The following is a 13616-nucleotide window of genomic DNA, read 5'->3' as shown; positions in this document are numbered from 1 at the left end:
GGTTTTGCGCTACAACCACCGCCGGATCGTCCATCCGGCCGATGCCGTCCGCCGTCGGTACCGCCCGGGCATCGGCCGCCCGCACCGGGTAGCGCGGGTCGGCTATCGGATCGACGACCGACCTCGCCGTCGTACGGGTCGGCGGACGTAGAACTGCCTCACGGCCCCGCCGAGGAGGACTCATGGACGCCCCGACACCGCCCCTGTACATCGACCGCCCCGAGGACGTCGCGGTCGCGGCTCGCGCGCTGGCTGGCGGCGCGATCGTCGCGGCGGCGTTCGCCAACTTCTACGTCATCGTCACGCGTCCCGACGCGGCCACCGTACGCCGGGTCAACCTGGCCAAGGGGCGACCCGTCCACCAGGTCGGCAGCATCACCACCGCGATCGGCCGGATCCCGGGGATGTTCGACTGGACGCGGATTTCGCCCCGGTTGCCGGTCGGTCGGGTGCGGGCGCTGATGGACGCCCTCTACGGGGCCGGGCCGTTCGGCTTCCGCGGGCCGGCGGCGGAGCGGATCCCCGAGCACCTCACCCAGGTCGACCAGGGGCTGCGGACCACCCAGGTGATCGCACCGGGCCTGACCTGCCCGTCCAACGCCTTCTTCGAGCGGGCACTCGCCGAGACCGGGTCGGACCACCTCTACATCACCTCGGCGAACCGGTCCCGGCATCTCACCGGCGCAGCCGAGGAACCAGCGCACTGGAAGGCCGGGGCCCTCGCCGCCGACTTCGCCCACCTCGACGACCTGGTGGTGCTCATCCACCGGGACGAGGCGGCGGCCCGCGCCGCGTACCCGGGCTACCTCACCACCTCGGTCACCCTGCTCTCCTTCCACGCATCGGAGGGCGAGCTCGAGGAGCCGCCGGTGCTCACCGTGGACCGGCACGGATCGCTGCACCTCGACGACGTCCGCCGCGCCGCCGCGCCGCTCGGGCTCCAGGTGCGACTCGGCGGCGCCGCCGGGCAGCGGCTGCAGGTCCGGAAGTACGCGGGAGCACTGGTGTGAGCGGCTACCGCATCGGCGGTGGATGGGCCGGTTTCCCGTAACCCGAGTCGATCGCCCGGGTCCAGGCGGTCGGTGCGCGTGGACGTTTCGCCCCCAACGGCCGAGCCCCCGGCCGCCGTCCAACGGGACGGCGGCCGGGGGCTCGAGGGCAGGCGTCAGGCCTGGTTGCCGCCCGGTAGCACCGCGGCCATCGCGTCGCCGGCGCCGGCGAGCACGCGCGCCTGCTGTGGCCAGCTGGCCAGCCCGGATGCGGCGCGCAGGCCGGCGGCCCGGATCAGGTCGCGCAGCGCCGGCTCGTCCAGCTCACCGAGCTGGCCGTACGTGCGCACGCCGGCGTCCTGCAACGCGGCCGCCATCTTGGGCCCGATCCCCTGGATCCGGCGGAAGTCGTCGGCCGGGCCCGTCGGGGTCACCGGCGCCGCTGCCGGCACCGGGTCCGCCACGACGGCCTTGGTCTCCGCGTCGTCGACCAGGCTGGCTGCGGGCGGCGCGTCGTCGGTCGGGCTGGCCTCGGCGGGCTGACGGGGGGCGATCACGGCCGCCGGGGCGGGCTGCTCATCGAGCGTGACCGGCTCGGGGGCAGATTCCACGTCGGGTTCCGGCCGCAGTTCGGCCGCGTCGGACTGCTCGGCGACCGGTGCGGGCGGCGGGGCCTCGGTCAGCGCCATGTCGGCCGGGTCGACAGTGCTCAGGGCTTCCGTCGAGATGGCCGCCGGGGTGGGACCGTCCGGCTCGGTCATCACGGCTGGCGCGCTGACCGTGTCCACCGGCACCGGCTCGTCGGCGACCGCGGTCGGGGCCGGGTCGACGGCGGCCGCGGGCCGGGCCTCGTCGGTGGTGGCCGCCGACGCCGGCGGCTCTATCACGGCCAGGCCGGCGATGGGGTCACCATCCACAATCGATTTGCCCGGTATGCCCCGCCGGCCGGGCAGCAGCCACCCGGCGGCCAGGCCCAGCAACAGTGCCAGTATCACTATCAGCGAGTGTCCGATAGACCACGCCACGGCGAACCTCCCTCTCAGCTCGTTGAAAAAGTCACGAGAAAAACTCGCCGCAGCTTCGCATACGCGTATTGCGGACGACAGAGAGGATCGGTTAAGGGCATCGCAGGCGGGTCGGCCACCTCAGTCGGTGCCCGCCGAGTGACACAGCGTCGCGCCGAACACGACGAAAACCCAAAAAATCAGGAACGACGAGACCCCGGGCCCGGCGGGCACGCCGAGCCCGGGTTGACGGGCCGAGACCGACTCAGTCCTGGTCGCCCTCGTAGGTGTGGAAGTCGTCAACGAACCGGCGGCGGAGCCGCGGCACCCGGCTGGTCACTCCGAAGTAGCCGCGCGCGCCGAGCAGCGCGAGTCGACCCACCACCGGCCGGTACATCCGGTCCTCGCCGCTGGTGCCGCTGCGATTCAACGAATCGGCGACCCGCGCGAACCCGTACGGCGCCATCGCGGCTTCGTAGTCCGCCACCGCCTGTAGCAGCGTCTTGTCGCCAGTGGTGGCGCGGGTGACCTGCTCGCAGAGCAGGCGGGCGTCGCGCAGCGCGGTGTTCGCGCCCACACCGCGACCCGGGGTCATGGTGTGGATGGCATCGCCGAGCAGGGTGACGGTGCTGCTCTTCCAGGGCGGCACCGGCTCGGACGTGGACACCTTGATCGGTAGGGCGCTGGCCGGGTCCGCGCGGGCCAGCAACTCCCGCAGGTTCGGGTGCCAGTTCGAGGTGAGGCCCAGGGCCACCCGCAGCAGGTCCTCGCCGCGGCGCCGCATGATGTCGGCCGGGAACCGGCGGGCCGCACTCCAGATGATCAGGTTGATGTTGTCGGTGCTGGTGTCGTGGGCCAGGCCGGGCCAGTCGCGCAACAGTGCGGCGGCGGCGTCGCTGACGCCAGGCTTGATCGCCCGCCCGGCGTCCCAGTTGAACTCCAAGACGTGCAGGACGCCCATGACCCCGCCGACACCGAAGATCAGCGAGATGCCCTGACGGATCCGCTCCGGTACGAGGTCGCGGGTGTGGGCGGTCAGCGGTATCCGGGTGGCGATGTTGATGGTGCCGGCGTCCTTGGTGACGGCGTGCGGCAGGTACTGGCGGCGCACCGCCGAATGTGTGCCGTCTGCCGCCACCAGCAGGTCGCCGGTGGCGCTGGTGCCGTCGGCGAAGTGCGCGGTGACCGTGCCGTCGTCGCGCTGCGCGTACCGGGTGAAGGTCTTGTCGAAGTGCACCACATCGTCCAGGCCGGTCAGCAGCACCTGGCACATCGCCATCCGGGCCACCGAGTGCTCGGTGCGCACCGGGTCGGTGGTTGGCCGCAGCTCGAACGAGGCGGTCTGGCGTAGCCCTTCGGTGACCACGTTGAAGTAGTGCGGCGGCCGCGCGCAGGTGGCCAGGAAGGTGGCGAACAACTCCGGGGGCAGGCAGTCCCGCAGTGCCCGGCTACCGGTCGGGCCGATGCCGACCCGGTAGCCGAGCAGCCCCTCGGCGCGGTCGCGGTGCCGTTCGTAGACGGCGACGGTGATCCCGGCGCGGCGCAGGCCGTGCGCCAGGCACAGCCCGCCCGTGCCGGCGCCGATGATCAGGACGTGCGGTGGCGCGGTGGACATGTCAGCTTGCCGGCTGCGCCGCGGGCGCCTCGGCGGCGTCCCACCGGTAGAAGCAGCCGGCGATCGCGTCCCGAGGGGAGCGCCAGGTCGGCAGGTACGGCGACGTGTGCGCGGAGAGCCGCTCGTTGACCTGCTGGAAGAGCGGGTGGTTGCGGGCCGCCGCGAGCGAGTCCGGATCGACGTCCGAGGTTTCCAGCAGGTGTACGCACAGGTCGTGCAGGCAGTACAGGGATCGGTGTGTGACGCCGGTCAGACCGGAAAGTTCGGTGGCGTCGGATTCGGCGAAGATCTGCGCGACCCGCCCCTCCGCGCCCGGGATGATCCGGCTGACGATCAGTAGACGACTCATGGGACCCCTTTCCGCCGGTGGCTCCCCGACCCTCGGACCGGTGCCACGTGCTCTGTGCGCCCACCGTGCCGCAGCGCCTGTCACGTCACCGTCACGTGCGCCGGCCGGCCGGTGACGGGCGATCGGTGACGGCGTCCCGGCTGGCCTGGCGGATCGGGGCGAGGGTGTCGTCGAGCAGGGCGCTCATCGCGGGGCTCGGCTCCAGGCGCAACTCCCTGCGCAGCAGGTCCCGGTAGACGTAGAAGGCGTGTACGGCTTCGAAGGCATTGCCCTCGGCCAGGTGGATGCGGACCACCAGCCGGTGTGGTGTCTCCCGTAACGGCTCGGCGGCCATCGCCTCCAGCGCGGCCTCCAGCGCCTGGCCGTGCCGCCCCGCGGTCAGGTGTTGCCCGGCCACCTGTTCCAGCATGTGCAGGCGTAGTTGGCGCAGTCGCTCCCGGTCCAGCAGCACCCAGTCGTCGTACCAACCGGGTAGGAGGTCGTGCCGGCCGGCGGCGAGCGCGCCGGCTGCGGTGCGCGGGTCGTCGCCGTCGCGGACCCGGGCCGCGGTGCTGACCAGGTCGTCCACGTCGAGCCGGACCGCCGGGCCGAGCCGGACGGTGTCGCTGGCCACGGTCATCGGGCAGCACGGGTCCTGCCGAAGTCGCCACAGTGCGGTGCGCAGTGAGGACAGCGCCCGCTCTTCCGACGCGTCGGGCCAGAGCAGCCCCGCGAGCTGGCTGCGGGTGGCGCCGGGGCGTAGCCCGATCAGCGCGATCACCCGTTGCAGCCCGCGTGGCACGACAACCGGCACCGCTTCGCGCAGCAGTTGGAAGCCGCCGAGCAGGTGCAGTGAGACGCCCTCCTGGGGCGGGTCTCCGGCGGTCGGCACGGATGGATCAGCGGCCACGGTGGCACCCCCTGCGGAACGCTCGTCCCGACTGTTTGCTGTGTCCCGAATCGGTTGCCCGGGGCGCCACTGTCGACCCCACCGGTGGGGTCGCGGCTCGCGTTTGTCGGGCGCGACCCCACCGGCGGGTTCGGCGGGCTGACCACGGTGAAGATTATCAATAGCAGTCACGGTGCGTCAACATTGGCGTGAACCTTCTATTGGTGACGGTCAGCCAGAGATCCGTTCTGAACTGCATAAACATTCGTGTGACCCACCGCTTTGAGCGCGACGGACGCATAGCTGATACACAGGTTGCGTCAACGCAGCGTCACTGCCATGCGCCGCTGACCTGTCCTGCACGGTGACGCCGCCGTGACGAGGATTGCCGCATCGTGTCGGCAGTCGTCCAGCGCGTCCGGGGGCCACCCGTCGCCGGCCGGACGCCGTGGGGGGAGGCCCAGCATGGACCGATCGCTGATCGTCGCAAAGGTGGATCCGACCGCCGAGGAGCGGGTCGCCGAGATCTTCGCCGAGTCGGACGCGACGGAGTTGCCGCGCCTGGTCGGCGTCCGGCACCGCTCGCTGTACCGACTGCACGACCTGTATGTGCACCTGCTCGAGACCGAGCAGCCGGCGGAGAGCGCGGTGGAGGGCGCCCGCGGCCACCCCGAGTTCATCCGGGTCAGCGACCGTCTGCGCCCGTACGTCTCGCCGTACCTGTCGACCTGGCGCTCGCCGCGCGACGCGATGGCGCAGTGCTTCTACCGGTTCGACGCCCCCGACATCGGGCGGCGGTCGTGACGGCCACCGCGCCGCGCGAGGAGCAGCTCTGGTCCCGCTGCGCCGGCTGCGCCAGCCTGCTCTACCGCAAACGGTTGCGCCGCAATCTGGACGTCTGCCCGGAGTGCGGGGAGCACGCCCGGCTCGGCGCACCGGAACGCCTGCGCCAACTCGTCGACCCGGGATCGCTGCGCCTCCTGCCGGACCGGCTGCCTGAGGTGGATCCGCTCGACTTCGTCGACGTGCTGCCGTACCCGCACCGGCTCACCGCCGCGCGGGCCAGCACCGGCCTGGCCGAGGCGGTCGTCTGCGCCACGGCCACCATCGGTGGACACCCGGCCACGTTGGCCGTGATGGATTTCCGCTTCCTCGGCGGCAGTCTGGGTTGCGCGGTGGGGGAGCTGATCACCCGGGCCGCCGAACGGGCATTGGACGACCGCATCCCGCTCATCCTGATCACCGCCTCCGGCGGGGCGCGGATGCAGGAGGGCGCGCTGTCGTTGATGCAGATGGCCACCGTCAGCCAGGCAATCGCCGCGCTGCGCGAGGCGGGTCTGCTCACCGTGAGTGTCCTCACCGACCCGACCTATGGCGGGGTGGCCGCGTCGTTCGCCACCAACACCGACCTGGTGCTCGCCGAGAGCGGCGCGCGGATGGGCTTCGCCGGCCCCCGGGTGATCCGTCAGGTCACCGGCCGGGCGCTGCCGGAGGGCTTCCAGACCGCTGACTTCCTCCTCCGGCAAGGGCAGGTCGACATGGTGGTGCTGCGTCGGTCGCTGCGCGGACGGCTGGTGGCGCTGCTCGCGGCGACCCGCGCCGGCCGTCCGACCCGCCCGCCCGTACCCCGGCAGGAGCCGGCGCCACGCCGCGAGCACGGCACGGCTCTGGCGCGGCCGGCGGACCCGGCGGCCGGTGGAGACGCCGCCATCGCGCCAGGAGCGGGTGACACCCCGACGGTACGCGACGCGTGGGACACCGTCCGGATGGCGCGACACCCCGGCCGACCCACCACACTGGACTACCTCGACTCGGTCTTCGACGGGTTCGTGGAGCTGCACGGAGATCGGCTCGGCGGAGACTGCCCGGCCATCGTCGGCGGCGTGGCGCGGCTGGCTGGCCGGCACGTGATGGTCATCGGTCACCAGAAGGGGCACACCACCGCCGAACTGGTCGCCCGCAACTTCGGCATGGCCAGCCCGGCCGGGCATCGTAAGGCGCTGCGGCTGATGCGCCTCGCCGCCCGGCTCGGCCTGCCCGTGGTCACCCTCGTGGACACCCCGGGCGCCGACCCCGGGGTGAGCGCCGAGGAGCAGGGCCAGGCGGCGGCCATCGCGGAGAACATCCTCACCCTCACGGTGCTGCCCACCCCCGTGCTCGCGGTGATCACCGGTGAGGGCGGCAGCGGCGGCGCACTGGCGCTGGCGGTCGCCGACCGGGTGCTGATGCTGGAGAACGCCGTCTATTCGGTGATCAGCCCCGAGGGCTGTGCGGCCATCCTCTGGCCGGACCGGTCCGCGGCGCCGCAGGCCGCCCGCGCGCTGCGCCTGACCGCGCCCGACCTGTGCCGGCTCGGGGTGGTCGACGAGGTGGTCCCGGAGCCGGCGACCGCCGCGCACGACGACCCGGCGGAGACCGCCCACCGGCTGCGCGCCGCCTTGCTGAGCAATCTGCTGCCGCTGCTGGACGTGCCGCCCGCCATGCTGGTGCGCCTGCGCCGGCAGCGCTTCCGGCGGTTCGGCGCGGCACGCGCCGGCACCTGGGCGGGTGCTCGGTGACCGCCGGCGACGGGGCGGTGTCGACCGTCGACGCGCCCGACGACGCCGGGGTGGGCGGCGAGGAGGCGCTGGCTGGGTTGCGCCGGCAGGCGCAGCACCTGATCGCGGAGCTGGCCGGGCCGGTGCGCCGGATCCGGCTGCGCAGCGGGCCGGCGGTGCTCGAGGTCGAGTGGCACCCCGAGGAGGTGAGCCGGCCGGACGTACCCCTGCCACGGGCCGAGGTGGCGCCGCCGGCACCCGGTTCACCGGCGGCGCTGATCCGGCCGCCGGTGCCCGGGCGCGCCGCGGTGCGGGCACCGATCGTCGGCACCTTCTACCGTGCGCCGGAGCCTGGCGCGAGGCCGTTCGTCGCGGTGGGCGACCTGGTCCGCCCGGGCCAGCCGGTCGCCATCGTCGAGGCGATGAAGCTGATGAACGAGGTGACCGCCGACCGCGCCGGTCGGGTGGTCGCGATCCTCGTCGAGGACGGCCAGCCGGTGGAGTACGACCAGCCGCTGGTCGAACTGGACCCGGCGTGACAGCGCGGGATGGTTGACCATGTTCGAGACCGTGCTGATCGCCAACCGGGGCGAGATCGCGCTGCGGGTGCTGCGCGCCTGCAAGGAGCTCGGCGTGCGGACGGCGGTGGTCTACTCCGCCGCGGACGCCGACTCGGCGGCGGTCCGTCTCGCCGACCAGGCCGTGCGGATCGGGCCCGCGTCGAGCCGGCGCAGCTACCTCAACGCCGCCGCCATCGTGGAGGCGGCCCGGCAGGTGGGCGCGCAGGCCGTGCACCCCGGTTACGGCTTCCTCTCCGAGGACGCCGACTTCGCCGAGATCTGCGCGGACAACGGGCTGATCTTCATCGGCCCGCCGCCGGCGGTGATGGCCGCGCTGGCCGACAAGTCCTCGGCACGGGCACTGATGAGCGCCGCCGGTCTGCCACTGTCGCCGGGCAGCGTCGCGCCGGTGCCGACCGCCGCTGCGGCGGCCGAGGTGGCCGAGGCCGTCGGCTACCCGGTGATCGTGAAGGCCGCCGCCGGGGGCGGCGGCCGGGGGATGACCGTGGTGCGCACCCCGGGTGAGCTGCGCCGGGCGTACGCCCGAACCCGCGCCGCCGCCCAGGCCGCCTTCGGCGACGACCGGGTGTACGTCGAGCGCTATCTCACCGAGGCTCGGCACGTCGAGGTGCAGGTGCTCTGCGACTCCAACGGGAACGGGGTGCACCTGGGAACCCGGGACTGCTCGGTGCAACGCCGGCACCAGAAGTTGGTCGAGGAGGCGCCCGCCCCGGCACTGCCCGCCGCGGTGCTCGACACCATCGCCGAGACCGCGCTGCGGGGTGCGCTTCAGGTCGGCTTCGTCGGCGCCGGCACGCTGGAGTTCCTGGTCGACGCCGAGGAACAGTTCCACTTCCTGGAGATCAACTGTCGGATCCAGGTGGAGCATCCGGTCACCGAGATGGTCACCGGGATCGACCTGGTGCACGAGCAACTGCACATCGCGGCGGGGGTGCCGCTGCGCTGGCGGCAGGAGGAGATCCGCCTGCACGGCGTCGCGGTGGAGTGCCGGGTCAACACCGAGGACCCCGGGCGAGGCTTTGCCCCGACTCCCGGCCGGTTGGAGCGCTTCACCCCACCCGGCGGCCCGTTCACCCGGGTCGACACCCACGCCAGCGCCGGCTACCTGGTCGGCCCCTGGTACGACTCGCTGCTGGCCAAGGTGATCGTCTGGGCGCCCGACCGGGAGCTGGCCCTCAACCGGCTGGAACGTGCCCTGGACGAGTTCGACATCGCCGGGCCGGGCGTGCACACCACCATCCCGTTCGTCCGGCGGGTGCTCGACGACGCCGCATTCCGCAAGGGCCGCTACACCACCGGCCTGGTCGACCGTCTGCTCGCCGCGTCCGCGCAGCGGCCGACGGCCACCCCCGCACCGCGCCCCGCGTCCGCCGCGGAGCCCGTCGCAACCCACAGGAGGACCCGATGACCGTCACCCATGGTCGCCCGATGACCGCCGAGATCACCGACATCCTGGTGGCGCACTGCGGGCTGGACGCCGACGCTGCGGCCCGGGCGCCCGCCGCGTCGCTGGAGGAGCTGGGCATGGACTCGCTCGCCCTGCTGGAGCTCTCCGCGGTCGTCGCCGACCGGTGGCAGGTGAGCATCCCCGAGCAGGCCGGGCACCTGAGCATCCCGGCGGTGGCCGACCTGGTCACCCGCCGCGTCGACCCGCCCGGGCACACCGAGAACAGCGTCCTCATCGACGCGCCGCTGGCGCTGGTCTGGGAGGTCACGAACGACGTGGCGAACTGGACCGAGCTGTTCACCGAGTACGCCGTGGTGGAAATCCTGCACCGCGAGGGGCACACCGTGCGGTTCCGGCTCACCATGCACCCCGACGAGAACGGGACGGCCTGGAGCTGGGTCAGCGAGCGCACCGCCGACCCGGTGAGCAGGCAGGTCCGGGCGTACCGGGTGGAGACCGGGCCGTTCGAGTACATGCGGATCCACTGGCGCTACACCGAGGAGGCCGGTGGCACCCGGATGGCCTGGACGCAGGACTTCGCGATGAAGCCGACCGCGCCGGTCGACAACGCCGCGATGACCGAGCGGATCAACACCAACAGCGTCACCCAACTCGCGGTGATCAAGGACCGGGTGGAGCGGATCGCCTGGCAGCGCGCCGACCAGGGTCGCCCCGCGGCCAGCGAGGAGCAGACGGAGGCCGACGATGAGTGACCTGAGCACCCGGCCGATCGCCGCCGGGGACGTACCCGCCGACCGACGGCGCGGCGGTGAGCTGCGGGTGCTGCTCGGCCCCCGCACCGTCGGCAGCACCTCCGGCTTCCTCGGGGTGGCCGCGCTCGCGCCGGGGGAGCGGATCGCCGAGCACTACCACCCGTACAGCGAGGAGTTCCTGTACGTGGTGCGCGGCGCGATCACCGTCGACCTGGACGACCAGCCGACGCTCCTGGCCGCCGGCGAGGCGCTGTTCGTGCCGGTGAACGTGCGGCACCGCCTGCGCAACACCGGCGTCGAACCGGCCGAGGTGGTCTTCCACCTGGGCCCGCTCGCCCCCCGCCCCGAATTGGGACACGTCGACACCGAGCTGGCCGAGCAGCGGGGCGGGTCATGACTGGGCGCCGCACGGTGGTGACCGGGGTAGGGGTGGTCGCCCCCGGCGGCGCCAGCCGGGACCGCTTCTGGAAGACCATCACCGAGGGGCGGACCGCCACCCGGCGGATCAGCTTCTTCGACCCGTCGGCGTTCCGCTCCCAGATCGCCGCCGAGTGCGACTTCGACCCGATCGCCGCGGGGCTCAGCGAGGCCGAACGACGCCGGGCCGACCGCTACGTGCAGTTCGCGCTGGCCTGCTCCGTCGAGGCCGTCGCCGACGCTCAGCTGGTGCTCACCGACGCCGAGCGGGACCGGGCCGGGGTGGTGCTGGGCACCGCAGTGGGCGGCACGATGGCGCTGGAGCAGGAGTACGTCACCGTCAGCGAGCACGGCCGGCGCTGGCTGGTCGACCCGGCGCGCGGCGGCCCGTACCTCTACCAGGCGTTGGTGCCCAGCAGTCTCGCCGCCGACGTGGCCTGCCGGCACGGGCTGCACGGGCCGGCGCAGGTGGTCTCCACCGGTTGCACCTCCGGCATCGACGCCATCGGCTACGCCCATCAGATGATCGTGGACGGTGAGGCGGACGTGTTGCTGGCCGGTGCGGCCGACTCACCGATCTCACCGGTCACCGTCGCCTCGTTCGACGCGATCAAGGCGACCAGCCCGGACAACGACGACCCGGCGCACGCCTCCCGCCCGTTCGACGCGGACCGGCACGGGTTCGTGCTGGCCGAGGGTGGTGCGGTGCTGGTGTTGGAGGAGGCCGGGCACGCCCGCCGGCGGGGGGCGCACATCTACTGCGAGGTGGCCGGCTACGCCAGCCGCAGCAACGGCTTCCACATGACCGGGCTGCGCCCGGACGGGCTGGAGATGAGCCTCGCCGTCACCGACGCGCTCAAGCAGGGACGGATCCTTCCCGAGCAGGTCTCCTACATCAGCGCACACGGCTCGGGCACCCGGCAGAACGACCGGCACGAGACGGCCGCGTTCAAGCGGGCGCTCGGCCAGGCCGCGTACGGGGTGCCGATCAGCTCGATCAAGTCGATGGTCGGGCACTCGCTCGGCGCGATCGGGTCGATCGAGATGGCCGCGTGCGCACTGGCCATCGAGTTCGGCGTGGTGCCACCGACGGCGAACTGGAGCACCCGGGACCCGGAATGCGACCTGGACTACGTACCGAACGAGGCGCGGGAGGTCCCGGTGGACGTGGCCCTCTCGGTGGGCAGTGGGTTCGGTGGCTTCCAGTCGGCGATGGTGTTCCGGCGGATGCTCGGCGCGGTGGCGGCGTGAGCGCCGGGGTCGCCCGCGCGGTGGTGACCGGCATCGGTGTGGTCGCGCCCAGCGGCATCGGCGCGGACGCGCACTGGCGCACGGTGCTGGCCGGCACCCGCCGGACCGGGCCGATCACGCTGTTCGACCCGTCCGACTACCCGACCCGTTACGGCGGGGAGGTGCCCGGTTTCACCGCCGACTCCTACGCCGACAGCCGACAGTTGGTGCAGACCGACCGGTGGACGCACCTCGGCTTCGCCGCCACCCGGCTGGCGTTGGCCGATGCCGGCCTGCCCGACCGGGCCCCCGACCCGTACGGCTACGCGGTGACCCTGGCCAGCTCGTCCGGCGGCAACCTGTTCGGCCAGCGGGAGCTGCAACGGCTCTGGGGCGGGTCGTCACGGACGGTCGGGGCGTACCAGTCGATCGCCTGGTTCTACGCGGCCAGCGTGGGGCAGCTCTCCATCCACCACCAGTTCAAGGGCCCGAGCGGGGTGCTGGTGGCGGAGGCGGCCGGCGGGTTGGACAGCCTCGCGCACGCCGCCCGCGCGGTGCGGCGGGGCACCCCGGTCGTGATCGCCGGGGCCACCGAGTGCCCGCTGAGCCCGTACGCGCTGGCCTGTCAGCTGCGCTCCGGGCTGCTCAGCGACGTCGCCGATCCGGAGCGGGCGTACCGGCCGTTCGACGCCACGGCCAGCGGCTACCTGCCGGCCGAGGGGGGAGCGGTGTTCGTGGTGGAGGAGCTGGGGCACGCCCTGTCCCGGGGCGCCCGGGTCTACGGCGAGGTGAGCGGGTGGGGCTCCACCCACGACGCCGCGCACACCACGGCGGACAGTGCCGGCGACCCGGCCCAGTACGCGCGGGCGATGCGGCTGGCCCTGGACCGGGCGGGCGTCGCGGCGGCCGGGATCGACGTGGTGCTGCCTGACGCGCTCGGTGTGCCCCGCTACGACCGCAGCGAGGCCGAGGCGCTGCGCGCCGTGTTCGCCGACCGGCAGCCCCCGGTGACCACGCAGAAGCCGCTGACCGGGCGGGCGTACCAGGGTGGGTCCGCGCTGGACGTGGCCACCGCGCTGCTCGCCTTCGCGCACGACACGCTGCCGGCGTCGGCGGGGCCGGACGAGGTGGCCGACGGGTGCGAGCTGGACTTCCTGCGGGAGCACCGCCGGCCGCGCAGCCGGCTCGCGCTGGTGTGTGCGCGCGGTTTCGACGGGTTCAACAGTGCTCTGGTCCTGCGCGGGGCCGCGCCGATGAGGGGAGCGACGCCATGAGTGAGCAGCGGGCTCGGGTTGTCTTCCTGGTGCGGGTGCCGGTGCCGCGCACCGAGCAGTTCCTCGCCGCGTACGAGGAGGTGCGGCATCTGGTTGCCGGTGGGGTGCCGGGGCACATGGTCGACCAGGTGTGCCGCTCGTCGACCGACCCGGAACAGTGGTTGATCACCAGCGAGTGGGCGAGCCTGGCCGACTTCGAGAGCTGGGAACGCAGCCCGGAACACCGGGACCTGGTGCGTCCGATGCGGGAGTGCTTCACCGACGCCCGATCCCTGCGCTTCCACATCCACGCACAGACCCCGACGCTGGCCTGACGGTCCGCGCCTGCCTGGATGATCGCGCTCGATCCATGATGTAGTGGCCTCGCCCTCGGGTGGAGGCCACTATTTCGTCCTACGAGCACGATCTCCTCGCGCGGCGAGGGCACGTTTCCGTTCCGAGCCAACGGAATCTGTCCAAGATTGCCAGCGGCGCGACTCGCCACCCTCATCGGGCTCACCCGATGACCGGGGCGCCATCGGCCGTCCGGTTCAGGCCGCGCGACGGTTGTACGAGGCGTCATCCTGCGGTGACGCTCTGCCGGCGCACTCGC

The 13616-nt window shown here is 73.1% G+C and carries 14 protein-coding genes; 10 read left to right on the top strand and 4 right to left on the bottom strand.

The genetic code is table 11. From position 1 onward, the window contains the following. The first annotated feature begins 182 nt into the window (after nucleotides 1–182). On the top strand, nucleotides 183–1010 hold the full coding sequence (locus tag OG811_RS27695; protein WP_406069905.1) for a hypothetical protein: 828 nt from the start codon (nucleotides 183–185) through the stop codon (nucleotides 1008–1010). A gap of 155 nt (nucleotides 1011–1165) precedes the next feature. Here OG811_RS27695 and OG811_RS27690 read toward each other — a convergent pair whose 3' ends face one another. The 4 genes from OG811_RS27690 to OG811_RS27675 form a co-directional block, all read right to left on the bottom strand. Next, complete coding sequence (locus OG811_RS27690; RefSeq protein ID WP_406069904.1) at nucleotides 1166–1984, bottom strand: hypothetical protein; 819 nt, start codon at nucleotides 1982–1984, stop codon at nucleotides 1166–1168. A 274-nt stretch (nucleotides 1985–2258) separates the two neighbouring features. Then, complete coding sequence (locus OG811_RS27685; RefSeq protein WP_406069902.1) at nucleotides 2259–3608, bottom strand: FAD-dependent oxidoreductase; 1350 nt, start codon at nucleotides 3606–3608, stop codon at nucleotides 2259–2261. A 1-nt stretch (nucleotide 3609) separates the two neighbouring features. Further along, nucleotides 3610–3957, bottom strand: coding sequence for a TcmI family type II polyketide cyclase (locus tag OG811_RS27680; protein ID WP_406069901.1), 348 nt, complete (start codon nucleotides 3955–3957; stop codon nucleotides 3610–3612). Nucleotides 3958–4048: 91 nt separating this feature from the next. Next, entirely contained in the window at nucleotides 4049–4846 is a 798-nt protein-coding gene (locus tag OG811_RS27675; protein ID WP_406069899.1) for a BTAD domain-containing putative transcriptional regulator, read from the bottom strand. A 444-nt stretch (nucleotides 4847–5290) separates the two neighbouring features. Between OG811_RS27675 and OG811_RS27670 the strand changes: the two genes are divergently transcribed. Genes OG811_RS27670 through OG811_RS27630 form a run of 9 tightly spaced genes read left to right on the top strand, consistent with a single transcriptional unit; the run spans nucleotide 5291 to nucleotide 13338 of the window. Beyond that, the gene (locus OG811_RS27670) at nucleotides 5291–5629 is read left to right on the top strand and encodes a TcmI family type II polyketide cyclase (protein ID WP_272611497.1); all 339 of its coding nucleotides are present in this window, start codon (nucleotides 5291–5293) and stop codon (nucleotides 5627–5629) included. Beyond that, nucleotides 5626–7383, top strand: coding sequence for an acetyl-CoA carboxylase carboxyltransferase subunit alpha (locus OG811_RS27665; protein ID WP_406069898.1), 1758 nt, complete (start codon nucleotides 5626–5628; stop codon nucleotides 7381–7383). Before OG811_RS27670 ends, OG811_RS27665 begins: the two co-directional genes overlap by 4 nt. Then, on the top strand, nucleotides 7365–7901 hold the full coding sequence (locus tag OG811_RS27660; RefSeq protein ID WP_406075948.1) for an acetyl-CoA carboxylase biotin carboxyl carrier protein: 537 nt from the start codon (nucleotides 7365–7367) through the stop codon (nucleotides 7899–7901). Before OG811_RS27665 ends, OG811_RS27660 begins: the two co-directional genes overlap by 19 nt. A gap of 19 nt (nucleotides 7902–7920) precedes the next feature. Further along, nucleotides 7921–9351: an acetyl/propionyl/methylcrotonyl-CoA carboxylase subunit alpha gene (locus tag OG811_RS27655; protein WP_406069897.1), complete on the top strand. Its 1431-nt coding sequence runs from the start codon at nucleotides 7921–7923 to the stop codon at nucleotides 9349–9351. Then, entirely contained in the window at nucleotides 9348–10103 is a 756-nt protein-coding gene (locus OG811_RS27650; RefSeq protein ID WP_406069895.1) for an SRPBCC family protein, read from the top strand. The genes OG811_RS27655 and OG811_RS27650 overlap by 4 nt, the downstream gene beginning before the upstream one ends. Next, complete coding sequence (locus tag OG811_RS27645) at nucleotides 10096–10500, top strand: cupin domain-containing protein (protein ID WP_272611493.1); 405 nt, start codon at nucleotides 10096–10098, stop codon at nucleotides 10498–10500. The genes OG811_RS27650 and OG811_RS27645 overlap by 8 nt, the downstream gene beginning before the upstream one ends. Further along, nucleotides 10497–11771 (top strand): beta-ketoacyl-[acyl-carrier-protein] synthase family protein, encoded by a 1275-nt coding sequence (locus OG811_RS27640; RefSeq protein ID WP_406069893.1) that lies wholly within the window; start codon nucleotides 10497–10499, stop codon nucleotides 11769–11771. Before OG811_RS27645 ends, OG811_RS27640 begins: the two co-directional genes overlap by 4 nt. Then, the gene (locus tag OG811_RS27635) at nucleotides 11768–13024 is read left to right on the top strand and encodes a beta-ketoacyl synthase N-terminal-like domain-containing protein (RefSeq protein WP_406069892.1); all 1257 of its coding nucleotides are present in this window, start codon (nucleotides 11768–11770) and stop codon (nucleotides 13022–13024) included. Before OG811_RS27640 ends, OG811_RS27635 begins: the two co-directional genes overlap by 4 nt. Beyond that, the gene (locus tag OG811_RS27630) at nucleotides 13021–13338 is read left to right on the top strand and encodes an antibiotic biosynthesis monooxygenase family protein (RefSeq protein WP_406069890.1); all 318 of its coding nucleotides are present in this window, start codon (nucleotides 13021–13023) and stop codon (nucleotides 13336–13338) included. Before OG811_RS27635 ends, OG811_RS27630 begins: the two co-directional genes overlap by 4 nt. Nucleotides 13339–13616 lie beyond the last annotated feature (278 nt).

The sequence above is a fragment of the Micromonospora sp. NBC_01638 genome (genome assembly GCF_045209745.1).
Classification (GTDB): Bacteria; Actinomycetota; Actinomycetes; order Mycobacteriales; family Micromonosporaceae; genus Micromonospora.
Note: the sequence above shows the minus strand (reverse complement) of the source record. Positions and strands in the feature narration are given on the sequence as shown.